We start from the raw sequence: 25,992 nt of genomic DNA on the forward strand, positions 1-25,992 counted from the left end.
ATGTCTAAAATTTGGTGTGTATATTGTGGCTCATAACCCGAAGGTCGTCGGTTCGCTTTTTACAAACTCAGGCTCCCACAACCACTGAAATAAATAAGAATGAAACGACACGCTTAAAGCGTGTTTTTTTATGTCTAAAATTTGGTGTGTATATTGTGGCTCATAACCCGAAGGTCGCCGGTTCACCTTTTATAAGTTCAGGCTCCCGCAACCATTGAAATAAATAAGAATGAAACGACACACTTAAAGCGTGTTTTTTTATGCCTGAAATTTGATGAGTGTGGTGATTTAGCTTATAGGTTAAAGATCGTCTTCACAGCATGAGGCATTCACTACTCATAAGCACAAGCTCCCGCTTCCCTGAGATACACTTAACAAAAGTTATAAACGACTTAAAATAAATCGTTATTACTTAAAACTTTGTTTAGTTTGTGTTAAAACGGCACAAATATTTTTGGGTTGTTACAAATATGACTGAACTTTACCACTGGTTTGATTTAATAGGTATTGCGGTGTTTGCTGTATCGGGCACTTTACTAGCGTACGAAAAAAAAATGGATGGCTTTGGGGTCGTAGTTTTAGCGACAGTAACTGCTATTGGTGGTGGTACAGTGCGAGATCTAATTTTAGATGTTCCAGTGTTTTGGTTACACGATCAAAGTTACTTTTTTGCTATACTCGCTTCAGTATTTGTTACAACACGCCTTATAAATAAACAAAAGCCGATACCTCATTATATTTTACAAACAGCGGATGCGTTCGGGTTAGCTTTTTTTGCAGTAATGGGGGCGCAAAAAGCACAGCTTGTTGGTATGCCCGATATGACTGCGGTAATTATGGCTGTAATTACAGGCTGCTTTGGTGGATTAATTCGAGATGTGCTTGCACGCGAGATCCCTATGCTATTAAAGGGTGAGCTTTACGCTATTACCTGTATAGCGGGTGGTACTGTTTATACGCTTGGCATTAGTTTTTCGTTAGCAACCGAAATGGCGATGGTATTAGGCATGTTAGTGACCTTATTGCTTCGTTTGGCTGCTATAAAATGGCAAATCACATTACACGTTTTTAAATATCCTGACTAAACTGGTGTAATCACACCATTTACTAGGATAAGGAATGTCGTTAGCTCGTATATTTTCTCGTGCTCAAGTGGGTATAAATGCCCCTGAAGTTATTGTAGAAGTTCACCTAGGAAATGGGTTACCCGCTTTTCATATTGTAGGCCTGCCCGAAGCGTCCGTTAAAGAATCAAAAGATAGAGTACGTAGCGCACTCGAAAACTCACAATTTGGTTTTCCCGATCAACGAATAACTGTAAATTTAGCCCCTGCCGATTTGCCAAAAGATGGCGGACGGTTTGATCTTGCTATTGCGGTGGGTATTTTAGTCGCCTCTGGGCAAATAGTGTGTCCTGATATTCACAAGTACGAGTTTTATGGTGAGCTTGCTCTTAATGGTGAGGTGCGTGGTGTAAACGCTATTTTACCTTCGGTACTTGCTGCTAAAGAAGAAGATCGCTGCTGCTTTTTACCTCTTGCAAACGACAGCCTAGCAAGCTTAGTTAATGGCGTTAAACGCAAAGCCGTAAGCTCTATTCAAGAAGTGTGGGGCGACCTACTTAATCAACAACCCTTGCCATTAAATATAGAGTATCCCGACTGCACACAAGCCCCTGACTTTTTGCTCGATTTAAGCGATGTGAAAGGTCAGCCTGGCGCCAAGCGAGTATTAGAAATAGCCGCAGCTGGCGGACATAATTTACTATTTTTAGGCCCTCCAGGTACTGGTAAATCAATGCTGGCCCAGCGAATGGCTACAATTATGCCTACTATGTCGGACGATGAAGCTATTTCAACAGCTGCGCTTTACTCTATTATTGGACAATCCATAGATTTAACTAATTGGCGACAGCGGCCATTTCGTAATCCGCATCATACGTGCTCAGCTGTTGCTTTGGTGGGGGGCTCTTCAAATCCCAAGCCTGGTGAAATTTCGCTGGCACACAACGGTGTGCTCTTCTTAGATGAGTTGCCAGAGTTTGAGCGTAAGGTGCTTGATTCACTGCGTGAACCAATGGAGACCGGCACAGTAACTATTTCACGTGCAGCTAGGCAAATGGAGTTCCCAGCGCAGTTTCAGCTTATTACAGCATTAAACCCAAGCCCAACGGGGAGCCATACTGATAAGCGGGCAACTCCCGATCAAGTTATGCGTTATTTATCACGCGTGTCGGGGCCTTTTATTGACCGTATTGATTTGCAAATAGAACTACCTCGTTTAACGAGTGTTGAGCTACAAAGTACCAAACCAGAGGAAACCAGTGCTGAGGTTAGAGCAAGAGTTGAGGCTGCTTATTACCTACAGTTAAAACGCCAAGGTAAGGTTAATGCGAGGCTTAATAATAAAGAAATGAGTGTGCACTGTGTACTGGCGCCAGCAGAGTTGCAGTTTTTAGCCAGAGCAAGCGAAAAGTTGTCTTTATCGCCACGCTCTTACCATAGAGTGATTAAAGTGGCGCGGACTATTAGTGATTTAAACGGGGCTGAAAATATTAGTTTAAATGAGCTTAAGGAAGCACTTAATTACCGTGCATTTGAGCGCCTTATTGCGCAATTAACTAAATATTAAATAGAGAGCATATAGCCTTTACCGCGAACGGTAACAATACGTTTTTGATCTTTTTCGTCATTTAATTTTTTACGTAAACGACCAATAAGCACATCAACAGTACGGTCGTTTGGGCTCCAATCGGGCTGGCCTATTTCTTCTGATATTTTTTCACGGGATGTGGCTTTACCTGCATTACTAATTAAGCAAATAAGCACTTTATGTTCGGCTTCAGTTAAGCGTGATTCAACGCCTGCAGCAGTAATTAATGTGCGGTTATCGGGGTGAAGCTTAAAGTCAGCATATTCTATAAACTCTTCGCTTTCGTCGTCTTCTAGGTTAACGGCAACACGCTTATAGAGCGCGCGCATGCGAAGTTCTAACTCAAGTAAATCGACGGGCTTACAAATATAGTCATCAGCACCTTGTGCAAGGCCTGCAATACGATCGGCTTGGGAGTCACGACTCGATAATACAATAACGCCAATATCGGTAAGTGTGTTTAATTCTTTTGCGAGTTGAAGCCCATCGCGCTTTGGCAAAACAATGTCAATTATGGCTAATGATATAGCACCGCGCAGGTTTACCCGCTGCCTTACAATGCTAAGTGCATCAGCGCCAGTTGGGTCTACCTCTATTGTAAATTCGGTATCTGCAAAGTGATTTTGGATGCGTTTAACGAGTAGTTCATCGTCTTCAACCAATAAAACATTAATAGCCATAGTACTTTATTTTGAATGCTTATAGCTCTGTATGGTAGCACCATTAGGTAAATGCTGAGAAGGGGGTTTATTAGTTTTAAGTAACTTAATATTTCAAAGGTGTAGAAGGTGTTATTAGAGGATGAGATTAGCACCTTTAAACTAATTAAAAGGTGCTAAGTAATTAATACTACAATTAATAAATCTGTATTAAGTCGTTATTTAGAAGAAGCAGACTCAGTCATTTTTATACATTGAGTCCCACCATTGAGGTTCATCTTTTAGCTTTTTATCAAAGTATGCGAGCATGGTGTTCCACCAATCAAATCGTTTATCGCGTGCAAATATTTGATGATCGGCGCCTTTGTATTCGATTAACTCTACGTCCTTATTAAGCAGTTTAAGCGCAGTGTACATTGTTAAGCTTTCGCCAACAGGTACATTGGTATCACTATCACCATGAAGAAGTAGCATAGGTGTTGTTACTTTGTCGGCATGAAACACAGGGCTGTGCTGGCTGTAAAGCTCAGGGTTATTCCACGGAAAGCTATTTTTTGATGCTTCGCCTGAATATAAATAGCCCCACCAACCTTCACCCCAATATGAGGTAATGTTAGAAATACCTGCATGGGCAATGGAGGCACTAAATATATCGGTTTTAGTTGCTAGTAGCATGGTCATAAATCCACCGTATGATGCCCCTAAATTTCCTACCTTTTCACTATCAACATAGTTGTATTTCTTTAAAAAGGCGTGCGTGCCTTCGATAATATCGTCTGCGGTGTAGTCGCCCCAGGCATTAACATGTTGCGCTGAAAACTTTTGTCCAAACCCTGTTGCGCCAGTAGGTTGTACTACATAAACAACGTAGCCATTTTCTGCCCATAAGTTAAACGGGTAACGACCTGTAAAACCACGCGTAACGGGTGAAGTACCGCCGTAGTAATACACGAGCGCAGGGTGCTTTTTAGTTTTATCTAAGTTGCTAGGAATGTACACACGACCAGTTATTTCGACACCATGTTTATTTTTAAAATTAAACTCTTCTAATGTAGGGAGTCGTGTATTTGCATAGCTACTTGGTTTTGAATCCCATATTAAATCTGTTTTATTTTTACTTACGTTAAGGCGCTTTAGTTGTTGTGGAGCTAAAGCGTTGGTACCACTTAGTAAAATTTCGGTATTACGGTCGTATGAGTAACTAAATTGTTCAACAATATCCAATCCTGTATTTAACTTTTTAAAGCGCTGTTTACTTAAATCAAATAGGTAAAGTGGTTGAGTGTCTTGCTCTGTTACTTTAATGAGCGCATCGCCGTTTTCTAAAACTTGCAGTTGGCCAATAGCGGGGTCGAACTGTTTACTAAGTGCTTTTACGTTTTTACCGCCTTCAGTAAGTAGATAAAGTTGCCCGTCGTAGTTATTGGCAAGCATTGCTTTTGGTAGAGCTCTGCCTGCGCCATTTTTAAAGTCAGGGCCTGCAACTACATAAATATCTTTATTTGCATATTTAGCTAAATTAAACGTTTTAAATTTACCAAGCGATGAAAGCTTATTTGATTTTAAATCGAGTTCGACTAACTCTGTTTCTGGGTGTGTTGATGCCTGCATTGCCATTACTGGGCGGCTCATTAATATTTTGCCACGGTTACTATTTGAATCTTCAAGGCTGTAAGAAAGAGGACCTTGGCTAAGTGCTTTTGTTAAACCACTTTTAGTATCAAGCATATAAATTTGGCTGGTGGAGCGTGCATACGACCAGCGATCTTGCAGACCTTTATAGTGCTTAGTTAAGTTGTTAGTGTTCTCAGGTAATTTAGACCAGCTAAACAAAAGACTGGTGTCGTTATAAAAGGTAAAGCCATTGGCTCCTTCTAAATCGTTTGCTAATGTTTTTATTGAGAAGTTTTTACGGCTAAGTTGTTTAAGCTCACCATTTAACAAATACACTAAATATTGGTTATCTGGACTCCAAATAATGTTACTTGGTTGGCCTGCTTCGAAGCGATAAAGCGTTTGATTATCTGAATCTTTAAGGACAGTAACTGTATTTGCTTGGTTTTGTGTTTTATCGCTATAAGTGCGAGTAGTAGTAACGTACTGCTTGGCGTTAGGTGCGAGTGATAATTGGCTAATTGTAGGAGCATCAAACAACTGTTTTGCAGATAAGCGCTTTGTTTGTGAGGCGCTAAGCGTAATTTTATCAACCTCGCTTTTAGCTGCAAAATCAAGCATTACGTCGTGCCAATTAGCTACTTGTTGGGCTACTATTAAAATAGAGTGAGTACTGTTATTTAGAGCTAACTTATAGCTATTTTTATCACCTGTTTGTAGTTCGCCATTAATAAATAACTGACCTTGCTCAATCCCTTTTAAGGTAAGCGTACCTTGTGTAAAGCGGGTTGTTTCAATATTAAATTTTAGTGCCTGTAACCCACCTAAAGTGAGCGCATTGATTTTATTAAATGGCTGCCAATTTTGTTTTTTCCCAAATACAGAAAAACTATCTGAGTCTGCTTGTAATTGAGGTAATAGGTTATTAATAATGGCATTACCATGAGGTGTTTGAAAAGGCTTTAACTGCATGTCTTCGGCAAGTGGGCCGATAAACTGAATTTTTGATTTATCCAATGGTGCAGCTATTGCAGCAAAGCTTAAGCTGCTAAGCGTTAAAAGAGTCGCTGCATGCTTAAATAGCTTATTTTGATGACACCATGGTGCGCTAAATTTCATTATTATGCCTATTATTATTGGAAGTTTGGCCAAATATAGCATGTATTGATACCATGCTCACATATCCAATATAGAGGAGAGAAAGTGACTTTACTGATAGTTTATATGGTAGTGGCGATTGTTATTTCGTTTTTATGTTCTGTGATGGAGGCTGTGTTATTAAGTATTTCGCCCAGCTATGTTGCATCACTTAGGAAAGATCATCCTGAGCTTGCTAAACAGCTCGAAAAACTTAAAAACAACATAGATCAGCCTTTAGCTGCTATTTTGACTTTAAATACGGTTGCCCATACTGCGGGTGCTGCTGGGGTCGGCGCACAGGCAGCTGTCGTGTTTTCCGATGCGGCTGTAGGTATTGCATCAGCCATTATGACATTCCTCGTATTAATCCTTTCTGAAATTATTCCTAAAACTTTGGGGGCTAATTACTGGCGAGCTCTAACGCCAAGTGTTACTTACGCTTTGCGGTTTCTAGTTATATCGCTAAAGCCTTTTGTATGGTTTGCACAAAAGCTAACAAATTTAATGGGTCCAAAGCACGATGAGGCTTACTATATTCGTCAAGAGATAGAGGCAATGGCTGATATAGGTACGGAGTCGGGCGCATTACATCAAGATGAGTCTGAAATAATTCGTAATCTATTGCATTTTAGACATGCAAAATTATGCGACTTAATGACGCCTCGAACTGTTATTTTTAAAATCCACAAAGACTTAACCGTTAATCAGTATTTAAACGATCACGGCTCGTCATCATTTTCTCGTATATTGGTATTTGATAAAGACAGCGACGATATTGTAGGGTTTGTGCATAAAAACGATATTATGCTGGCATTTCACCGCTTAGGTACCGATTATAAAATTAGCAAATTGATTAAGCCTATTTATACAGTGCCGAGCTCTCAAAATGTATCGTCGTTACTGCAAACTCTTTTAACAAAGCGCACGCATATATGCCTAGTTGTAGATGAGTACGGTGACGTGCAAGGTATTGTAACGCTAGAGGATATGATTGAAGCTTTAATGGGGCTAGAGATTGTAGATGAGCGTGACCAATCTACTAATATGCGCGCAGTAGCAAGGCAGCGTTGGCACAAACGTTTAGCAAGTAGTGCGCATATAGTCAGTGAAGAAGATAAACACACTCGGGGTGATAATTAGTTAACCAGCCCCGATTAAATATTAATACCGCTTTAAGCGGGGCTGCCATCAGTTTTCAGCCAATCTTTAGCCCAAGATATAAATTCGTTTTGTGGTTTAGGGCGGCTAAATAAAAAACCTTGTATGGCTAGTTTTCTTTTATAGTGCCTTAAATAAACGAGCTCTTCTGGGCGCTCAACACCTTCTGCCACTAAATCTAAATTATCTTTACTCGTAATGTTAAATAACGAACTTACAACCACTTGAGAAAATAAATCTGTTTCTATATGGCTAATGAGTGAGCGGTCTATCTTAATTTCAGTAAAAGGAAGGTTTCGAAGTTGATTCATATTAGTAAAACCAACACCAAAGTCATCTAGCGATATACCAAAGCCGTGCATTCTTAATCTGTTTAGTGTTTCTAATTGCATGAGGCTTGAGAGTGCATGTTGTTCTGTTATTTCTATAATTATATTACTAGGCGTGAGTTGATTTAGTTCTAATATGAGTAGTAATTTATTAGGACAGTTTAGGTCGTCGAGCTGAGTTGGCGATAAGTTAAATGCCATCTTAAAATCATGACCTAGTTGCGCTTTCATATTTTTGAATTCGCTGGTGGCCTTTTCAAAAAGAGAAAATGTAATTTGATTAATTAAGTTATGTTGCTCGGCAATACCTATAAAACGGTTAGGTAAAATAATATTGCCGTCTTTACTTGATAGAATACGCGCTAATACTTCAACGCTCTCAATTCTATTGTTATCAGCGTTTATTTTTGGTTGATAAAAAGGCGTTATTTCATCATTTTTTAATGCTTCAATAAGCTCATCTTTTGAAATGGCTGACTCTTTTAATAAAGTATGGCTATTTAATTGCGCTACTTTAATAAGTAACCTACTTACCTGAGATAGTTGCACTGGTTTTGTAATATTACCAATGAGGTGAGCGTTATGTTGCTTGGCAAGGCTGGCAGCTAAACTAATAACTTTATGATCCATTTCAGAAACAATAATAATACCGCCTTGATAGTGTAGCCCTCCTAAGTGGCGGATTAATTCCATACCATCCATTTCGGGCATATTAAGGTCAGTAAAAATAGCATCAAAGTAGTTTATATCAGAAGCAACTTTTTCGAGGGCTTCAGCAGCACTCAAGCAGGTGACTACATTATCAGACATATTTAATTCATTTAATATGGCTTCCATAACAATCAAAATCGCTTTTGAGTCGTCAACAACTAAAATGTTAGGCACTATTTTGTTCACTGTTATCCCTTTCAATGTATAGCTTATGGTTACTATAAAAGTAGTAGTGTTTTTTTATTTTGTCAGTATCAAATGCTTTTATTTTGAAAATAGTTATAGAACACCTTCACTCGTGTTTTTAAGTTGATTAGGTATACTAGCGCCATTATTTTAAATGGTCTTAATTATGATAAGAATAGATCTTACTTTAGCCGGGCAGCCATTTTCGCTTATGGTGTCTGGGCAAAAAATTGTGCAGGTGTTTCATGCTCAACAAGCTATTACCTTTGATAATCCTCGTGAAAACTATTATCAGTTTACTTACGACAACAAAGTAATAGGTATTGATACAGCGGCGGTGAAAGAGCAAAGTATTTCGCTTTTTGTAGATGATCAATTTGCAACACAACTTGCGTTACCAGCGCCTACAAATGGATCACCTAAAAAAGGCTTTTTGGGGTTGGCTGCATTAGGTTTTAAGCTTTTTAAAAGTGCTAAGGTAATTAAAGTAGTGCTTGCAGGGGCTTCTGTTGCAGGCTATGCGTGGTTATTTAGTATTGAATTTGCACTAATGCTAATTGGGTGTTTAGTTGTACACGAATACGGCCATGTGCGAGCAATGAAATACTTTGGCATAAAAACTAAAGGTATTTATTTAATCCCATTTGTAGGTGGGCTAGCTGTCAGTGACGATAAAATAACGACTCGTTGGCAAGATGTAGTTATATCATTAATGGGGCCTGCATTTGGTTTAATTACCTCGGTGTTGGGTGTCGTTTTATATTACGTCACCGAAATGGAAATATTTGCAGGTGTTGCGGTGCTTAGTGCGTTATTAAATTTATTTAATTTATTACCAATTTTGCCGCTTGATGGCGGGCATGTATTAAAAAGTATCAGCTTTTCAATGCGTTCATGGATTGGCCTAAGCGTATGCTTATTAGGCGTACTATTTGGCTTATGGCTAAGTTACACCTTTGGCTTAATGTTATTGGTATTCTTTTTGTTTGTTGGTGCGCTGGAAATTGTATTTGAATGGCGAGGCCGTCACTATTCACATTTAATGCCACTAGATAAATATGGCCAAGGCTTTTCAGCGGTTATGTATGCAGTTGTAGTAGCTGGGCATGTAGCTGTAATGATGCACTTTGCCGATTCAGAAAATCCAATATTGAGTCTGCCGATGACTATTTTATCGAGCTAGCAATAATAACAGCATGGTAGTTCAAAGCTCGCTCACTATGCTGTTTTTTGTACGTTGCTTTTTAAGGTTTTTGTGCATTTGTTGTTTAGAAAGGAAGCTGTCGCTCAGCAAAGTGGGCGTTTAACAGGGGCAATTACGCTTGCCCAACTGCTCGGAATAAAATTAACAGTGTTTATTTTAGCTTGTGTAGCGATAGCAAGATGTTAGTTTTGGTTCGTTTCTTAATGGGGTAATTGATATGGTACTATCCCCCAGAATGAAAAATAACAAGAAGCCGTGAGCTGATAGAATTATGAATGATGCGATAAAACAACAAGTAAATCAAAGCACAGGGGAATATTTATTGTACACGCTCTATTGGTTGGCCTTTTTTTTACTGGTGCTCCCAATACCCTCAAACTTGATTATTTTTTTATTGGATGGTGGATCATTAGTATTCAATTCCAATCCTATTTACCTTATTATATCTACCTTCCTCACTGCTGTACTTACGCTGCCATTTTTAAAGTTTACTCTTGATGCGCAAAATAAAAGCGAAGTTATTGGGCGCTTAGCAATAAAAAAAGTGGCTCTTTTTCCTTTAATCATTACAGTGCTATTAACAGCGGCTTTCGTTTTACTGGAACAATGGCTTTTTGGTTTTATGGAAGTCGCCTTGCCAGATTTTATGTTAGAAGTTGAAGCACAAACAAATTCGCTTTTAGCCAAAATTATCCTGCTTTTAGCAGTAGTATTTATTGGGCCCATATATGAGGAGGTGATTTTTCGAGGAGTGGCATTCTATAGGCTGAAAAAAACCGCCTTAGGAGTCAGTGGCGCAATTATTATCCCAAGTATCGTGTTTACATTGATACACTGGCAGTATGATCAAGTTGAAATTTATATTTCAGTGTTTGTATTTTCGTGCTTGATGGGACTACTTCGTCATCTATCGGGTAACTTGTGGTATTGCATTATCGCTCACATGATCTGTAATTTATTAGCACTAGGTGAAATTATTTTGTGATATTAGATGACTCATCAGTTAATTTTACTTTCTTGCTTAGTTCTTTTGGTTTGCAGCTGGCAAGCGCGATATAAAATCGCGCCTATTTACTACCAAAATACTTACGGATAAAAACTTAGCATTAACGAAATAAACACCCCAGTAATAATTAGTTGTACCACGCAAAAGCCCATAATATCTCTTGCCTTTAGGCCCGCTATAGCCAATACGGGCAGTGCCCAAAAAGGTTGAATTAGATTCGTCCACGCATCTCCCCATGCCACAGCCATAGCAACACGGGATATATCGGCGCCAAGCTCTTGTGCTGCAGGGATAACAATAGGTGCTTGTACCGCCCATTGTCCGCCACCTGAGGGCACAAACATATTAACGAGTCCTGCACTAATAAAACTATAAAATGGCAAGCTATCGGCATCCGCAATGGCAATAAAGCCTTGTGATATCTGCTGTGCTAATCCTGTATCGACCATGACCGCCATAATACCGGCATAAAAAGGGAACTGAATTACAATTCCCGCACCACTCGGAATTGCTTGTTGCAGGCTATTTAGTAGATTGTGGGGTGTTTGATGCAGGGTGATAGCCATAAACAAAAACAGGGCAATTATACTATTGAGGTTTAAGCCGCCACCAGAGATAAAAAAGTAATAGCTTAAGTAGGCAAGCCCCATTAAGCCAATGCCCATACCTAGCAGTTTGCTTTGTTCCAAATGTTGGGCGGGTCTGGTTATTGTTGTCAACTTAGGTGCTATCTCTTGTAAAAGAGCTGGGTCGATATATACGCTTTCTTGCTCACTTGGCAGCATATAGCGATTAACGAGCGGCATAATAATAAATAAGCCAACTAATATTGCTATATTAAAGCCCGCAAATAAGGTGTGCTCTGTACTAATAATACCAATGCTGGCTTCTGAAAAGTGGCCATCGGTTGCGATAGTTAAAGGAATCGAACCGGCTAATCCGCCATGCCATACAACAAAGCCTGAGTAAGCGCTGGCTACTAATAATCGATAATCAACACGAGTATGTTTTGCAATTGCCTTGGCAAAAAGGGCACCAATAACTAAGCCAAATCCCCAATTTATCCAGCTTGCTAAAAGCGAAATAAGCGTTACTAATATAATTGCTTTAGGTGCGGTGCTTGCAAATGTTGCTAGTTTTTCTAATAACTTACTTATAGGTGGCGTACTTGCCAGCATGTAGCCTGTGATTAACACTAGTAGCATTTGCATAGCAAAACTTAATAAGTTCCAAAAACCACCTCCCCACGCTTGTAATACTTCAATGTTGGTTGCGGTTGTAAATAAGCTCGCACTGACAAGAGTAATTGTTGTAAGTAAAATTACAAATATAAAAGGGTCGGGAAGATAGCGCTCTACAATTTTAGTAAAAGGGCGGGCTATTTTATTAAGCATAAGCACAACTGTTTTGGTTATTATTTTAACGCTAATTAATCATGAAAAATCACCATTGGCAAACAGCATTTAGTCTTATATTTGCGGTTAAAAGCTTAAACATTGCTTAAAAGCATCGCTTACAGTAACGTACTGTTTATAGATAATTTACTAACGAAGACTTTGTATTATGCCGGTGATATTTAAAAGGCTAGCGTTACTTGTTCGCGCTCATATAGATCAGTTGAGTTGGCAAGCAGTGGCATTAGCTATTTTGACTCATATGCTATTAACATGGAGCTTGCTATTTATAGCGAATGAGAAAGCGTTAACTTCGCTTACTACCTTTTTTTACTATTACACAGTAACAACATCAACAGTGGGATATGGTGACTTTAGTCCAACTACTGATCTTGGTCGTTGGGTGGTTGCATTAATACAAATTCCATTTGGTTTAGCTTTATTTGGTGTCTTGCTAGGAAAAGCAGGACAGACAGTTACTTACTTAATTAGGCGCGCTATGACTGGTGATAAAAACTTTGCCCACAGTAACCACCATATTATTATTTTTGGTTGGCACGACACTCGTACAAAAAAGATGATTGATTACATTTTGGCAGATACGAAGCGAACCGATCGTCGTATTTTACTCGCGGTAACCGAGCAAATGGATCATCCTTTTTTAGCTAACGAAAGCGTCGATTTTGCACGTTTAACTAGTTTTACAAACTTAGGAGAGTTAGAGCGTGTAGCTATTCGCCGTGCCGATAAAGTGATTATTGATGGGCAAGATGACGACCAAACATTTACGACAGCGCTGCGTATTAGTCGCTTAGTAAAAGACGATTGCCATATAAGCGCTCACTTTTTAGATGAAACCAAAGTTGAGATGATGTTAGAGCATTGCCAAAATGTAGAGTGTAGTAGTGCAAAATCAGCTGAGATATTAGTACGCTCAATGCAAGATCCAGGTTCGAGCCGTGTGCAAGAGGAGCTGCTATCTACTTTACACGGCGATACACAATTTAGCCTGAAAGTACCAAGTGGCTGCAAAGATATGGAGTTTGGTACTTTGTTTCATCACTTTAAACTTGAGCATGATGCAATACTGTTAGGCGTAGCTCATAATTTAAGTGCGCAAAATATGGATTTAAACCCGCCATTAGATTACAAAGTAAATGAAGGTGATATTTTGCATTATATATCGGTAGAACGAGTATTAAGTAGTGAAGTAGATTGGTCGAGTTTAGAGAAATAATGAATGAAGTTGTATTTTTAATTGTTGTTTTAAGTGCTTACATTTTACCTGTCGTTATTGTACTTAATAGTAAGCGCTCAAAAGGCCATGAAAAGAACGGCTGGCTGATGGGAATCATTATATTTTCGTGGTTAGGATTAATGATGTACTTTGCTATTGTGCCCAAGCATGGGCACAAAAAGAAAAAGGCAAAATAGAGTCATTAGTTTTTATAGCCGCATTTGCTGGAATATTACTCTTCTAGCTGTTTGAGTTTATGCTCAATTAGGGGGTCGTCAGGTAAAAGTTGCTGGGCGACTTCTAATAGCTGGATAGCATCATTAGGGTGTTCATCTTGGTGCTTAAGCGCCACATCAATCAAGGGCTGAATATCAATTTTTGCCTGATGCTCTTGTACATGCACTTCTTTTTCATCAGCTAAAATTTTATGCGCTGTACTCAATAATGCTAAACGATGCGGTGAGCTTGCATTAGCCGAATTGAGACTTTGATAATAATCCTCTTTTAAGCGTAAGGTTTTGGTTTGCAGGCGAAACTGTGCAATATCGATTTGCTGATGTTGAATGAAATCAACGGCTACTTGCTTATAAAACCCAAACTTATTCAAATATGTGGCGTGTGTACCATGTCCCATACCAAATACTCGTAAGTGAGTTAGCTGCTTATAGCGCTTAGCGTGCATTCTGTCTATACGATTAGTAGGATCGTAAATAATATAGCCTTGGGCATCTCCTAAATCTAGATCGTGATAATCTTGCTGCCAGTCAAACTGCTGAGCTATATCGGTACTAGAGCGGTCATCCCACGGTACTAATTCTTTATTTTTAGTACTTACCGGGTGAAAAAACAGTACTTGGTTTAGTTTTAATAGTTTAGCAAAAGCGCCAACAGCAAATCCGCCGCGGCTTAAGCCATAGCCTAGTCGACAATTAAACGGTGTAAGTAATGTTGATAGCTGCTCGAGAAAAAAGATTAAATTACGATTACGAAACCAATTACTTTTACCTAAATGTTGAAAAGCGATTATGTTTACGTTTTGTTTTTGAGCTAAGTGATAACCCCATGGTGCAAAATCAGGGTGAAGATCTTGCTCTTGTACATTTGTGCCAGCAGGTGAGAAGGTAAAAAGCAGGGGTTTATTAACGTCAATAAACTCATATTTTACAAATACATCGCCGAGTAAGTCACTACCCGTCATGGGTAATTGAGTTTGTTGCTCATTGCGCGGGAGAGTTAACCATTCATCTAACCAATACAGTAATTTCATTAATCCTCCAGCTATAAGTCGGCATAGATCATATCAAACTCAATGAAATTAGGTCAAACCGATAGGGTATTACTGCGCCATTTTGATTATTTCATCCCAGTCATTTTTAGTGACGGGCATAATTGATAATCGCCCACCTTTTTTAAGTGCTATTTCGGTAATATTATTATTGGCTTTAATATCTTTAAGGCTAATTAATTTTTTTAAATGGCTTTGGTAAGTAACGTCAACAACAACCCAGCGTGGTTTGTCGCTGGTGGCTTTTGCATCGTAATAGTCGCTACTTAAATCAAACTGAGTAGGATCTGGGTAGGCATCGTGTGTCACTTCGGCAATACCCGCTACACCTACGTTTTTACAGCTTGAATGATAAATCATGACTGAGTCACCGACCTTAACGCCGTCCCGCATGAAGTTTCGCGCTTGGTAATTACGCACGCCTTCCCATAGAGTCGTTTGTTTTGGTGCATTTTTTAAATCATCAATCGAAAACGCATCGGGTTCAGTTTTAAATAGCCAGTAAGCCATAACAGTATTCCTAACAAATATTTACTTCCCACTATTGTATAGTATCATTTGGATACTAGGGTAATGAGGAAGAAATAATGAGCCAAGTATTAGATGATTTATTGTCGTTGTTAACACTTGAAGAAATTGAGCAAGGTTTATATCGAGGACAAAGCCAAGATTTAGGCTTTGGTGCTGTGTTTGGCGGTCAAGTTATGGGGCAGGCGCTTTCTGCAGCTAAAGAAACTCTACCTGAGGGGCGTATAGTCCATTCATTACATTCTTACTTTTTACGCCCAGGTGATCCGGCTAAACCGATTGTTTATGATGTAGAAACTATTCGAGATGGTAAAAGCTTTAGTACTCGCCGAGTAAAAGCGATTCAGTACGGTAAGCCAATTTTTTATATGACAGCGTCATTCCAGGGGGAAGAAAATGGTTTGTCGCATCAAGCAACAATGCCTGATGTACCTGCACCTGAAGAGTTACGTTCATCGCTTGAGTTTTATCAAGATAACGCTTCACACATTCCTGAAGTGATTCGTAATAAGTTTACGCGTGAAATGCCAATTGAAATGCGACCGGTTACTTTTCATAACCCGTTTAAGCCAGAAGTTATGGAGCCGGTAAAACATATTTGGTTTAAAGCTAATGGTGAAATGCCTGACGATCAGCGCATCCATAACTATTTATTAGCGTATGCGTCTGACTTTGAATTTTTGCCAACTGCATTACAGCCACACGGTGTGTCGTTTATGCAGCCAAATATGCAAGTAGCTACTATAGATCATGCAATGTGGTTTCATCGCCCATTTAGAATGGATGATTGGATTTTGTATTCAATTGATAGTCCAAGTGCGAGTAATGGATGTGGTTTGGTACGTGGGCAGTTTTTTGATCGCCAAGGCAACTTAGTTGCCTCAACAATGCAAGAAGGGGTTATGCGCCAGCGCTAACCCCTACTATAGATACAGTAGTACTAATTACACTGATCTTGTACTATATCGCTGATTGACTGCCAGACGCGTGCTGGCAGTAATGTTTTAAGGTGTGCGTAGGTTTCGCAAAGTTGTGTACTGCCTACTAAGCCTTTATCACCCTCTGTTATTAACGACTCGCCACGTAAGTTATCAATAAAACTAACAAGTACTTTTTTATCAAAAAACTCAGGTGTTTTAATACCATGGAGTGTGCCTAAACGCTGTGCAAGTACTTGGCTCTCTCGTTCTAATTCTGCTTTTTCAATACCATCACTTGTTTGAATAAAACCAATCACAATAGCGTAACGTTGCAGAGTAAAACTAAGTGCTCGTCCAAGCATTTCAAGCTTAGCTAAGCAGTCATTACTGTTCGTTATATGAATGTTATCGCCATCAAACTCAATTAAATTTTGATCAGCAAAATTAGCTAAAATACGCGTTATATAGTTTTCATCAAGAGGCTGTAAGTACCATTCTTTAGCAAATAACGGATAAAACGTTTTTACAAGTTGCTGGCATTGCTCAATAGTTGTGCTGTGTTGTTTAAACAGATGTAGTGCAATTAAGCTTGGAACTGCAAACAAGTGCAATATGTTGTTTCGGTAGTAATTAAACAATACCTTTTCTTTATCGCTAATAGTAATAATTTCGCCAAATTCATCACTTATAACTTCAAACTTATTAAGCTTTAATGCATGCGTTAGTAATTGCTCTGGTGTTTCGTCTGGAGCTGTTACTTTATCGCTGTAACTGGCGTCGCGTTGTAAGCGCAGATAAAAATCAAGCTGTGCTAATAGCTTTGGTTTACTCAATGCTTGCTTATCATTAACCAGCAATATCATCGCTAGTAAGTTAACCGCATTAAGCGCCGCTGCATTATTAATTTTTACCATTACTTGGTCGGCAAGTTTAGTTACTTGTGGTGCTAACCATTGTGGCTTTTGCACGTCAGTTGGATGTATTGAATCGCGCCAATCAGGTTGGTTATCGTTTAAGTATTGGTTAATAGAGATTGGATCGCCAAAGTTTAAATTACCACGACCGTAGTTTTTAAGGTTTTTGATTGCCTTAAAAATACCGAAGATGGATTCGCCTTTTTTATCTTTCCCGTCCAGCTCTTTAAGGTAGGTGTTAATTTCCATTACGTGTTCGTAGCCAATGTACACAGGAACAATCGATATTGGTCTGTCTATTCCGCGTAGCATTGCTTGTAAGGTCATCGATAGCATACCCGTTTTAGGTGGAAGCAGACGCCCAGTTCTACTTCGACCGCCTTCTGTATAAAACTTAACAGAGTAACCTTTAATAAATAACTGGCTTAAATACTCTTTGAATATGGCAGAGTAAAGCTTATTGCCTGCAAACGAGCGACGAATGAAAAATGCGCCTGAGCGTCTAAATATGCCTCCGGCAGGGAAAAAGTTAAGATTTACGCCTGCAGCAATATGTGGCGGCACTAAACCTAAATGATAAATAGAGTAGGTAAGCAGTAAGTAATCCATGTGGCTGCGATGACAAGGCATATAAATTATTTCATGACCTTTATCGGTTAATTCATGAATTTGTTCTGCGTGCTTAATATCTATACCGTTATAAAGCTTATTCCATAACCAAGTTAAAAATCGCTCGGCCACACGTATCATTGCCTCAGAGTAATTAGCTGCTATTTCATCAAGTAGTTTAAGTGCATTTTGACGGGCTTCGGTTTGGCTAATATTTTTAGCTTTAGCTTCATCTTGAATTGCTTTTTTTATTGTTGGTGACGCCAATAATGAATTAAATAATTGCTCGCGAGAGGGCATTTTAGGACCAGTTGCTGCAAGTTTTTGACGTCTAAAGTGTACACGTGCTACACGTAACAACTTATGGGGTAATTCACTTACGTCAGCTTTTTCATTCACTAAAAGCGATAAGTCGAGAGGCTGACTGAAGCGAATAAAGTTATCGCGACCTGAAAACAACACCACAAAAATCTTTCTAAACCAGCTAGGAGTTAGAGAGTGTGTAATTAAAGTACGTAATCCTGGTTTTTCTTTACCTGGGTCACGTCCCCATAAAATAGTAACCGGAACAACTTGTACGTTTTGCTGTCCGCTCTCTATTAGGTACTCAATGATTTGTTTACCTTGAGCTAAAGCATTGGTTGGTTTAGCTTCATCACCAAATAGTGGTGGCGGGTTTTTAATACCAATAAAACGATCTAAATTTTGGTTGCCTAGTACTTGCTCTTCGGTTGGACTAGGTAGGCCATTTTTTTTACAAGCATGGGCAAGGGCAGCTAAATCAAATCGCGAATTTAAGCGCACTATATAAAATGTAGGGTACTCAGGGTTTAGCTCATACTGTTTAATAGGATTTTCTGGCAGTACTTTGCTTTTTACAAATAAGCGGCTAAATCCAGCAGACATAACATTTAAACAATAATTAAAAATACGCATCGACTCACCATATTGAGAGTATTAAGGCCAAAATTAGCGCAGTAGGATATCATAATATCTAAAAATCCCTTAGTTTGCGTAATTAAGGTGTTAACTTGTTTTATTGACTAACAGTAGAGGTATTAGTTCAAGTATAGCTAGTAAGTATGTATGGGTGCTTATTTAATCAAATTTACAGTCATAGTATTGTTTCTAAATAGTTGTTGCATTTATCACCAATACCTCTATAATACGCAGGCTTTCAAAATTCCTATGGGAACTAGGAAGGATAAATTAAGCTTGGATTTCAAGCTAATAAACAGGAGTTCCGATTTGGAACTCAACGTAGATATAATCAAACAGCCGGCATCTTAATTTTTAAGATTGTTTCGGTCGTTTTTTTATGCTCTTTTATATGCTCTTTATATTGAGGTTAAGAATGTCAAATCAACGCATTCGTATTCGCCTAAAAGCTTTTGACCACCGTTTGATTGACCAATCAACGGCAGAAATCGTGGAAACTGCGAAACGCACTGGCGCACAAGTACGTGGTCCAATCCCACTACCTACACGCTTTGAACGTTTTACTGTACTAACTTCACCGCACGTTAATAAAGATGCGCGTGATCAGTACGAGATCCGCACCCATAAACGTCTGATAGACATCGTAGAACCAACTGACAAGACTGTAGACGCGCTTATGCGTTTAGATCTTGCTGCTGGTGTTGATGTTCAAATCAGCCTGGGTTAATCGAAAGATTAGAGAGGTTTTAGGAAAATGGCATTAGGTCTAGTCGGTCGTAAAGTGGGTATGACACGAATCTTCACTGAAGATGGTGTATCTATCCCTGTGACAGTTATTGAAGCGACACCTAACCGCATTGCTCAGATCAAATCTGACGCAACAGACGGTTATAACGCGCTTCAAGTAACCGCAGGCACTAAAAAAGCAAGTCGTGTAAACAAAGCTAAAGCGGGTCATTTCGCTAAAGCTGGTGTTGAAGCGGGTCGCGGTCTGTGGGAATTCCGCCTTAACGGTGGTGAAGGCGATTTTGAAGTAGGCGCTGAGCTTACTGTTGAATTATTCAACGAAATCAACAAGGTTGACGTAACCGGTACTTCTAAAGGTAAAGGTTTCCAAGGTGGTGTTAAGCGCTGGAATTTCAGCATGCAAGACGCTACACATGGTAACTCTCTATCTCACCGTGCTCCTGGTTCAATCGGTCAAAACCAATCACCTGGTAAGGTGTTTAAAGGTAAGAAAATGGCCGGTCATATGGGTGCTGAGCGTGTAACGACTCAAAACTTAGAACTAGTTCGCGTTGACGCTGAGCGTAATTTGCTTTTAGTTAAGGGTGCAGTACCTGGAGCTATTGGCGGTGACGTTATCGTTAAACCAGCTGTTAAAGCATAAGTCCTGGAGATTTAGTGATGGAATTAGCAATTAAAGACGCTTCTGGCGGTCTTGAAGTTTCTGAAGCTACTTTTGGACGTGAGTTTAACGAAGCATTAGTACACCAAGTAGTTGTTGCATACGCAGCAGGTGCTCGTCAAGGTACTCGTGCTCAGAAGACACGTTCTGAAGTAAGCGGTGGTGGTAAAAAACCATGGGCTCAAAAAGGTACTGGCCGTGCACGTGCTGGTACAATCCGTAGCCCAATTTGGCGTTCAGGTGGCGTTAGCTTTGCAGCTAAACCACAAGACCACAGCCAAAAAGTAAACCGTAAAATGTACCGTGGTGCGATTAAAAGCATCTTATCTGAATTAGTTCGTCAAGAGCGTTTAATCGTTGTTGAAAGTTTTGCTCTAGCAGCACCAAAAACTAAAGAACTAGTTGCTAAGCTTAAAGAACTTGAGCTTAAAGATGTTCTTATCGTGACTGAAGAAGTAGATGAAAATCTTTTCTTATCGGCACGTAACCTTTATAAGGTTGACACACGTGATGTAGCTGGTATCGATCCTGTAAGCTTAATTGCTTTCGATAAGGTACTTATTACAGCCGCTGCTGTTAAGCAACTTGAGGAGGCGCTAGCATGATTCGCGAAGAACGTCTTTTAAAAGTGATCCTTGCTCCACATATCTCTGAAAAAAGCACAATTGCTGCTGAAGAAAACAATACTATTGTTTTTAAAGTAGTAAATGACGCAACTAAAGCTGAAATTAAAGTAGCAGTTGAGAAGCTTTTTGAAGTAGAAGTAACTGGTGTTCGCACACTTAACGTTAAGGGTAAAACAAAACGTACTGGCGCACGTTTCGGTCGTCGTAGCGACTGGAAGAAAGCTTACGTTACTCTTAAAGAAGGCAGCGAGCTAGACTTTGTCGGCGGCGCCGAGTAATAAGGGGATAGAATTATGGCACTTCAAAAGTGTAAGCCTACTTCTGCGGGCCGTCGTCACCTAGTTAAAGTGGTTAACTCTGATCTACATAAGGGTAAGCCATACGCACCACTTTTAGAGAAAAACTCTAAATCAGGTGGTCGTAATAACAATGGTCGTATTACGGTTCGTCATATCGGTGGTGGTCATAAACAACACTACCGTTTAATCGATTTTAAACGTACTAAAGATGGCATTCCAGCTACTGTTGAACGTTTAGAATACGATCCAAATCGTAGCGCAAACATCGCTCTTGTATTATATGCAGACGGTGAGCGTCGTTACATTATCGCACCTAAAGGCTTAAAAGCTGGCGATGCAATCCAGTCTGGTGTTGATGCACCAATCAAGCCTGGTAATGCATTACCAATGCGTAATATGCCTGTAGGTTCGACTGTTCACAACGTAGAATTAAAACCAGGTAAAGGTGCTCAAATAGCACGTTCTGCTGGTGCATACGTTCAAATCCTTGCTCGTGATGGTCAATATGTAACATTACGTCTTCGTTCAGGCGAAGTTCGTAAAGTTGAATCTGATTGTCGTGCGACTCTAGGTGAAGTAGGCAATGCTGAGCATATGCTTCGTTCACTTGGTAAAGCAGGTGCAAATCGCTGGCGTGGTATTCGTCCGACAGTTCGTGGTGTTGCCATGAACCCGGTAGATCACCCACACGGTGGTGGTGAAGGTCGTACATCTGGTGGTCGTCATCCTGTGTCTCCATGGGGTAAACCGACTAAAGGTGCGAAGACGCGTAAGAACAAGCGTACGGATAAATTTATAGTACGTCGTCGTACTAAGTAATATTGAGGAATAGCCATGCCACGCTCTCTCAAGAAGGGTCCTTTTATAGACCTACACTTGCTGAAGAAGGTAGAGAAAGCTTTGGAAAGCGGTGAGAAAAAGCCAATTAAAACTTGGAGCCGTCGTTCAATGATCATACCTAACATGATCGGATTGACCATTGCTGTCCATAATGGTCGCCAGCACGTACCAGTTTTCGTTTCTGACGAAATGATCGGTCACAAACTAGGTGAATTTGCACCAACTCGCACTTACCGTGGCCATGCTGCGGATAAGAAAGCGAAGAAACGATAAGAGGGGAAGATAAATGCAAGCATTAGCTAAACATAAATTCGCCTCTGGTTCGGCGCAAAAAGCACGTCTAGTTGCAGATCAGATCCGCGGGTTACCTGTAGATCGCGCACTAGAAATCCTGGCGTACAGCCCTAAGAAAGCCGCTGTATTAGTTAAGAAAGTACTTGAGTCTGCTATTGCTAACGCAGAGCATAACGAAGGTGCTGACATTGATGAGCTTCGTATAACAACGATCTTTGTGGACGATGGTCCTACAATGAAACGTATTATGCCTCGTGCTAAAGGACGCGCAGACCGCATCCTTAAGCGTACAAGCCATATCACTGTTATGGTTTCAGATAGCTAGGAGTATAAGTAATGGGACAAAAAGTTCATCCTACTGGTATTCGCCTAGGTATATCTAAACCTTGGGTTTCTACCTGGTACGCGAGTTCAAAAGATTTCTCTGCACAGCTTTTTGGCGATCACAAAGTTCGTACATTCCTTACAAAGGAATTGAAAACGGCTTCTGTGTCTAAAATCGTTATTGAGCGTCCAGCAAAATCAATCCGAGTAACAATCCACACGGCTCGTCCGGGTGTTGTTATCGGTAAAAAAGGCGAAGACGTAGAAAAATTACGTCAAGCGGTAACTAAAATCGCTGGTGTACCTGCTCAGATTAATATCTCTGAAGTACGTAAACCAGAACTAGATGCACAACTAGTAGCAGACGGCATTGCCTCTCAACTAGAGCGTCGTGTTATGTTCCGTCGCGCTATGAAGCGTTCGGTACAAAATGCAATGCGCATCGGTTCTAAAGGGATTAAAGTTGAAGTTAGCGGTCGTCTTGGCGGCGCTGAAATCGCACGTTCAGAATGGTATCGTGAAGGTCGTGTACCTCTACATACTCTTCGTGCTGATATCGATTACGCAACTTCTGAAGCCTTAACCACTTATGGTATCATTGGTGTTAAAGTTTGGATCTTCAAAGGCGAAGTTATTGGTGGTTTACCACTAGTACAAGAGCAAGAGAAGCCAGCTAAACGCGCACCAAAGAAAGCCAAGAAAAGTGCTAAGTAGAGGTAGCGAGTAATGTTACAGCCAAAACGTACAAAATTCCGTAAAATGCACAAAGGCCGCAACCGCGGTTTAGCGCAAAACGGTAACAAAGTAAGCTTCGGTACTTTCGGATTGAAAGCAACTGGCCGTGGCCGTATGACTGCTCGTCAAATCGAAGCAGCTCGTCGTGCTATGACGCGTCACGTGAAACGTCAAGGTAAAATCTGGATTCGTGTCTTCCCTGACAAACCGATTACAGAAAAACCTCTTGAAGTTCGTATGGGTAAAGGTAAAGGTTCTGTTGAATATTGGGTTGCTGAAATTCAGCCTGGTAAAGTACTTTACGAAATGGAAGGTGTTTCAGAAGAGCTTGCTCGTGAAGCGTTTGACCTTGCTGCTCGTAAATTGCCATTCAAAACAACTTTCGTAACTCGGACGGTAATGTGATGAAAGCTAGCGAACTAAAAGATAAAAGCGTAGAAGAGCTTAATGCTGAACTTCTAGGACTACTTCGTGAGCAATTTAATATGCGCATGCAAGCTAGCACTGGTCAGTTAGCTCAGACACACACGCTAAGAACAGTACGCCGCGATATCGCGCGTGTAAAAACAGTTATTAACCAGAAGGCAGGTCAATAATGAGCGATAAAATTCGTACTCTTCAAGGCCGTGTAATCAGCGACAAGATGGAAAAATCTTTCACTATCGCTATCGCACGTTACGTGAAGCACCCAATCTATGGGAAATTCATTAAACGTACGACTAAGTTACACGTACATGACGAAAATAACACAGCAAAAGCGGGTGACGTAGTTACTATCCGTGAATGCGCACCAATTTCTAAGAATAAATCTTGGACTTTAGTAGACGTTATTTCTAGTCCAAAACAAGCTTAATTTTTTAATTAAGTTAGTTTTGTAAAAAGCCCTGGCATTAGCTGGGGCTTTTTGTATTTGGAATAATGAGTTAGTAGTAAAGACTATCTGAGTTAAGGCTACGTACTACGGTTTAGATTGAGTATCACTCCTAACATAGTTAAAATTTTAATGAAGGAAGAGGGATGATTTTGTAAACTTAGAGCATAAATTTATACTAACTTCTCTTTTTCAGCCAAGATTTATTTATAAGTAGGCTTACTAAAAGCCCGCCGAGGATAAGTACAGCAGAAGATACCATTAAAGCGCGGTTCTCTAAGCGACTTACGTCACGTTGACCTATGATTTCATACACCACGTCCCCTTCTATATACTTTTCACCTTTATACATTTCAGTAATATTTATTGCCCAAAAACCTTGGTTTTTAGCTTGGTAAGTAAAGTAGGTTTCTGGATAAAAGATGTTAAGCACAGCGCAAAGGTAAATCAGTATGCCAGTAGCAATTAAAATAATGCTACCCCATTTTAGCTTATTAGTAGAGTTCGATATTTTTTCCTGATTGGGAACAAGGTGGTCAAAAGAAATTTGATAGCAGGTATTTAACTTTTCAATGACATCGGGTGAAGGAATAAATTGTCCGTTTTCTAGCTTGGATAGATAGGATTGCTGAATGCCTATTTCTCGAGCTGCAAAGGCTTGCGTCCATTTCTTATTTGCTCTAAGGCGTTTTAATTCTGTTCCTAACGATGACATGCTTTCATACTCTAATTATTCACCTACCCGTTCATTATCGCTAAAAATGAGTTGTTTGAATAGCCCGCTGAGTTATATTCATGGCGATGAATAAAAAGAATATCATGAATATTAGTAAGTTATATATTAATTGGTTTTTTTTTAGTTATGCTAAGCAGACTTATTAATAAAGGAGTGTCACTAATGAAGATGTATTTTTATCAAACGGTCTTGTTTATTAGCTTTCTGTTTGTATCGCACACGAGTTTTGCAGAACCTGTGCTTGCAATTAAAGCGACTATTTATAAATTGCCAAATAAAATCACCATCGATAGCCAAATAGATAAAACCTTAGAGAGTTTAAAACCAAGCCATCAGCCTCAATTATTAGCCAGTTTAAATAAAAGTGCATTAATAGAAATAGGCAATGATGCACAGTTAACGGCGCTTGAAGTTAAATCAAATGAAGATGGCAGCTACTTTAATGCAACGATGAAATTGAAAGAGAAAGTAGGTGGACAGTGGGAGTCAATTACATCTTTTATGCCTCATATTCCTGATGGGCAAACGGTGTATTTTAGTCGTACATTTACAGACAGTGTTTGGGTGATTAAATTAACAGGGAAGAGGTATGAGTCTATCGAACTAGGTCAGGCAAGTTTTGAGTAGTATATAATCGGATTTGACTGATTATTTATAGCTTATAAAAGCCTCTTAGTTGAGGCCTTACCTTCGAGGTTGGATTTTTAGCTAGATGCTTCGTAGAGCCGGTGTAGTGCATTATTAAATATAAATAGGCGGTCATACACATAGATACCAAGTACACGTGTCCTATTTTTAGTCCTCGAGTCTTTATGTCTAAAACCTCAATTTATCGCCTTAAATTAATATTCTGGTATGATTAGCTAATATGCGCTTTTGAATGAATTTTTGAGGTAGTAATGACGCGTAGTTTTGAATTTCATTTAACTGATGAAGTTGCCACGGTTGCAATGGGGAATTGCGTTGCTGATATTATTGAGCAAGGTGCGGTTATTTATTTACATGGTGATTTAGGTGCGGGTAAAACAACGTTTACACGTGGTGTAGTACAAGGTTTTGGCCATACAGGTAAGGTTAAAAGCCCAACGTATACACTCGTAGAGCCTTATGAACTTGAGCGCGCAAATGTTTATCATTTTGACTTATACCGCTTAGGTGATCCTGAAGAATTAGAATACATGGGTATACGCGATTATTTTTCAACAGATGCAATTTGTGTTGTTGAATGGCCTGAAAAGGGTGGTGAGTTTATTCCTGTGCCTGATTTAGATATTACTCTAAGCTATGTGGGTAACGAACGTAAAATTGTTATTAATAGTGCTAGTGAGCGCGGTATAACAATTGTCGAAAAACTAAATAACAAATAATAATATA

The 25,992-nt window shown here is 39.6% G+C and carries 29 protein-coding genes; 21 read left to right on the top strand and 8 right to left on the bottom strand.

The genetic code is table 11. The features are described 5' to 3' along the window. Window positions 1-470: 470 nt before the first annotated feature. Both WNY98_RS12880 and WNY98_RS12885 read left to right on the top strand, forming a co-directional pair. Entirely contained in the window at window positions 471-1,085 is a 615-nt protein-coding gene (locus WNY98_RS12880; RefSeq protein ID WP_342878074.1) for a trimeric intracellular cation channel family protein, read from the top strand. Window positions 1,086-1,119: 34 nt separating this feature from the next. Further along, the gene (locus WNY98_RS12885; protein ID WP_342878075.1) at window positions 1,120-2,631 is read left to right on the top strand and encodes a YifB family Mg chelatase-like AAA ATPase; all 1,512 of its coding nucleotides are present in this window, start codon (window positions 1,120-1,122) and stop codon (window positions 2,629-2,631) included. On the opposite strand, the gene WNY98_RS12890 is transcribed toward WNY98_RS12885, so the two are convergent. Together WNY98_RS12890 and WNY98_RS12895 are read right to left on the bottom strand one after the other, a co-directional pair. After that, window positions 2,628-3,332 (bottom strand): response regulator transcription factor, encoded by a 705-nt coding sequence (locus tag WNY98_RS12890; RefSeq protein ID WP_024600237.1) that lies wholly within the window; start codon window positions 3,330-3,332, stop codon window positions 2,628-2,630. The two genes, WNY98_RS12885 and WNY98_RS12890, sit on opposite strands and share 4 nt — an antisense overlap. A 216-nt stretch (window positions 3,333-3,548) precedes the next feature. Beyond that, complete coding sequence (locus WNY98_RS12895; RefSeq protein ID WP_342878076.1) at window positions 3,549-6,044, bottom strand: prolyl oligopeptidase family serine peptidase; 2,496 nt, start codon at window positions 6,042-6,044, stop codon at window positions 3,549-3,551. An 84-nt stretch (window positions 6,045-6,128) separates the two neighbouring features. On the opposite strand from WNY98_RS12895, the gene WNY98_RS12900 reads away from it, so the two are divergent. Then, the gene (locus tag WNY98_RS12900; RefSeq protein ID WP_024590554.1) at window positions 6,129-7,205 is read left to right on the top strand and encodes a hemolysin family protein; all 1,077 of its coding nucleotides are present in this window, start codon (window positions 6,129-6,131) and stop codon (window positions 7,203-7,205) included. Between the two features lie 32 nt (window positions 7,206-7,237). Here WNY98_RS12900 and WNY98_RS12905 read toward each other — a convergent pair whose 3' ends face one another. Beyond that, window positions 7,238-8,449, bottom strand: coding sequence for an EAL domain-containing response regulator (locus tag WNY98_RS12905; RefSeq protein ID WP_024600235.1), 1,212 nt, complete (start codon window positions 8,447-8,449; stop codon window positions 7,238-7,240). Window positions 8,450-8,615: 166 nt separating this feature from the next. Here WNY98_RS12905 and WNY98_RS12910 point away from each other — a divergent pair, with 166 nt between their 5' ends. Continuing rightward, a complete protein-coding gene (locus WNY98_RS12910; RefSeq protein ID WP_197185597.1) occupies window positions 8,616-9,632 on the top strand; it encodes a site-2 protease family protein in 1,017 nt (338 codons plus the stop codon). A gap of 292 nt (window positions 9,633-9,924) precedes the next feature. Then, window positions 9,925-10,638: a type II CAAX endopeptidase family protein gene (locus WNY98_RS12915; RefSeq protein WP_342878077.1), complete on the top strand. Its 714-nt coding sequence runs from the start codon at window positions 9,925-9,927 to the stop codon at window positions 10,636-10,638. Window positions 10,639-10,739: 101 nt separating this feature from the next. On the opposite strand, the gene WNY98_RS12920 is transcribed toward WNY98_RS12915, so the two are convergent. After that, window positions 10,740-12,053, bottom strand: a complete 1,314-nt coding sequence (locus WNY98_RS12920; RefSeq protein ID WP_342878078.1) for a TIGR00366 family protein — start codon at window positions 12,051-12,053, stop codon at window positions 10,740-10,742. Between the two features lie 169 nt (window positions 12,054-12,222). Here WNY98_RS12920 and WNY98_RS12925 point away from each other — a divergent pair, with 169 nt between their 5' ends. Then, window positions 12,223-13,290: a potassium channel family protein gene (locus WNY98_RS12925; protein WP_024600232.1), complete on the top strand. Its 1,068-nt coding sequence runs from the start codon at window positions 12,223-12,225 to the stop codon at window positions 13,288-13,290. Beyond that, window positions 13,290-13,487 carry a PLDc N-terminal domain-containing protein gene (locus WNY98_RS12930; protein ID WP_076924021.1) on the top strand — a complete coding sequence of 66 codons (198 nt, stop codon included), beginning with the start codon at window positions 13,290-13,292 and terminating at the stop codon, window positions 13,485-13,487. The genes WNY98_RS12925 and WNY98_RS12930 overlap by 1 nt, the downstream gene beginning before the upstream one ends. A 35-nt stretch (window positions 13,488-13,522) precedes the next feature. Here WNY98_RS12930 and WNY98_RS12935 read toward each other — a convergent pair whose 3' ends face one another. Further along, window positions 13,523-14,557: a cytosolic protein gene (locus WNY98_RS12935; RefSeq protein WP_342878079.1), complete on the bottom strand. Its 1,035-nt coding sequence runs from the start codon at window positions 14,555-14,557 to the stop codon at window positions 13,523-13,525. A gap of 69 nt (window positions 14,558-14,626) precedes the next feature. Further along, window positions 14,627-15,085, bottom strand: coding sequence for an EVE domain-containing protein (locus tag WNY98_RS12940; protein ID WP_342878080.1), 459 nt, complete (start codon window positions 15,083-15,085; stop codon window positions 14,627-14,629). 77 nt (window positions 15,086-15,162) lie between these two features. Between WNY98_RS12940 and tesB the strand changes: the two genes are divergently transcribed. Further along, entirely contained in the window at window positions 15,163-16,020 is an 858-nt protein-coding gene (tesB, locus tag WNY98_RS12945; RefSeq protein WP_002957902.1) for an acyl-CoA thioesterase II, read from the top strand. A gap of 23 nt (window positions 16,021-16,043) precedes the next feature. Here tesB and plsB read toward each other — a convergent pair whose 3' ends face one another. Further along, window positions 16,044-18,482: a glycerol-3-phosphate 1-O-acyltransferase PlsB gene (gene plsB, locus WNY98_RS12950; protein ID WP_342878081.1), complete on the bottom strand. Its 2,439-nt coding sequence runs from the start codon at window positions 18,480-18,482 to the stop codon at window positions 16,044-16,046. Window positions 18,483-18,900: 418 nt separating this feature from the next. Between plsB and rpsJ the strand changes: the two genes are divergently transcribed. Genes rpsJ through rpsQ form a run of 11 tightly spaced genes read left to right on the top strand, consistent with a single transcriptional unit; the run spans window position 18,901 to window position 23,864 of the window. Further along, window positions 18,901-19,212 (top strand): 30S ribosomal protein S10, encoded by a 312-nt coding sequence (gene rpsJ, locus WNY98_RS12955; protein ID WP_002957900.1) that lies wholly within the window; start codon window positions 18,901-18,903, stop codon window positions 19,210-19,212. Between the two features lie 27 nt (window positions 19,213-19,239). Then, window positions 19,240-19,875, top strand: coding sequence for a 50S ribosomal protein L3 (gene rplC / locus WNY98_RS12960; protein ID WP_002957898.1), 636 nt, complete (start codon window positions 19,240-19,242; stop codon window positions 19,873-19,875). A 17-nt stretch (window positions 19,876-19,892) separates the two neighbouring features. Beyond that, window positions 19,893-20,498 carry a 50S ribosomal protein L4 gene (rplD, locus tag WNY98_RS12965; protein WP_002957897.1) on the top strand — a complete coding sequence of 202 codons (606 nt, stop codon included), beginning with the start codon at window positions 19,893-19,895 and terminating at the stop codon, window positions 20,496-20,498. After that, the gene (gene rplW, locus WNY98_RS12970) at window positions 20,495-20,797 is read left to right on the top strand and encodes a 50S ribosomal protein L23 (protein ID WP_002957896.1); all 303 of its coding nucleotides are present in this window, start codon (window positions 20,495-20,497) and stop codon (window positions 20,795-20,797) included. Before rplD ends, rplW begins: the two co-directional genes overlap by 4 nt. A 15-nt stretch (window positions 20,798-20,812) precedes the next feature. Continuing rightward, complete coding sequence (gene rplB / locus WNY98_RS12975; RefSeq protein WP_002957895.1) at window positions 20,813-21,637, top strand: 50S ribosomal protein L2; 825 nt, start codon at window positions 20,813-20,815, stop codon at window positions 21,635-21,637. 15 nt (window positions 21,638-21,652) lie between these two features. Beyond that, on the top strand, window positions 21,653-21,931 hold the full coding sequence (rpsS, locus tag WNY98_RS12980; protein ID WP_004588689.1) for a 30S ribosomal protein S19: 279 nt from the start codon (window positions 21,653-21,655) through the stop codon (window positions 21,929-21,931). 13 nt (window positions 21,932-21,944) lie between these two features. Next, the gene (gene rplV, locus WNY98_RS12985) at window positions 21,945-22,277 is read left to right on the top strand and encodes a 50S ribosomal protein L22 (RefSeq protein ID WP_002957892.1); all 333 of its coding nucleotides are present in this window, start codon (window positions 21,945-21,947) and stop codon (window positions 22,275-22,277) included. An 11-nt stretch (window positions 22,278-22,288) separates the two neighbouring features. Continuing rightward, window positions 22,289-22,990: a 30S ribosomal protein S3 gene (gene rpsC, locus WNY98_RS12990; protein WP_002957891.1), complete on the top strand. Its 702-nt coding sequence runs from the start codon at window positions 22,289-22,291 to the stop codon at window positions 22,988-22,990. A gap of 12 nt (window positions 22,991-23,002) precedes the next feature. Beyond that, window positions 23,003-23,416 carry a 50S ribosomal protein L16 gene (gene rplP / locus WNY98_RS12995; protein WP_002957890.1) on the top strand — a complete coding sequence of 138 codons (414 nt, stop codon included), beginning with the start codon at window positions 23,003-23,005 and terminating at the stop codon, window positions 23,414-23,416. Next, window positions 23,416-23,607 (top strand): 50S ribosomal protein L29, encoded by a 192-nt coding sequence (gene rpmC, locus WNY98_RS13000; RefSeq protein WP_002957889.1) that lies wholly within the window; start codon window positions 23,416-23,418, stop codon window positions 23,605-23,607. The genes rplP and rpmC overlap by 1 nt, the downstream gene beginning before the upstream one ends. Next, a complete protein-coding gene (rpsQ, locus tag WNY98_RS13005) occupies window positions 23,607-23,864 on the top strand; it encodes a 30S ribosomal protein S17 (RefSeq protein WP_002957888.1) in 258 nt (85 codons plus the stop codon). Before rpmC ends, rpsQ begins: the two co-directional genes overlap by 1 nt. 196 nt (window positions 23,865-24,060) lie before the next feature. Here the strand turns inward: rpsQ and WNY98_RS13010 are convergent, their stop codons facing one another. Further along, window positions 24,061-24,597 carry a helix-turn-helix transcriptional regulator gene (locus tag WNY98_RS13010; RefSeq protein WP_342878082.1) on the bottom strand — a complete coding sequence of 179 codons (537 nt, stop codon included), beginning with the start codon at window positions 24,595-24,597 and terminating at the stop codon, window positions 24,061-24,063. 183 nt (window positions 24,598-24,780) lie between these two features. Between WNY98_RS13010 and WNY98_RS13015 the strand changes: the two genes are divergently transcribed. Together WNY98_RS13015 and tsaE are read left to right on the top strand one after the other, a co-directional pair. Next, a complete protein-coding gene (locus tag WNY98_RS13015) occupies window positions 24,781-25,245 on the top strand; it encodes a hypothetical protein (RefSeq protein WP_342878083.1) in 465 nt (154 codons plus the stop codon). A 272-nt stretch (window positions 25,246-25,517) separates the two neighbouring features. Then, window positions 25,518-25,985 carry a tRNA (adenosine(37)-N6)-threonylcarbamoyltransferase complex ATPase subunit type 1 TsaE gene (gene tsaE / locus WNY98_RS13020; protein WP_024600227.1) on the top strand — a complete coding sequence of 156 codons (468 nt, stop codon included), beginning with the start codon at window positions 25,518-25,520 and terminating at the stop codon, window positions 25,983-25,985. Window positions 25,986-25,992: the final 7 nt, after the last annotated feature.

Source organism: Pseudoalteromonas sp. AS71 (assembly GCF_038900275.1).
Classification (GTDB): domain Bacteria; phylum Pseudomonadota; class Gammaproteobacteria; order Enterobacterales; family Alteromonadaceae; genus Pseudoalteromonas.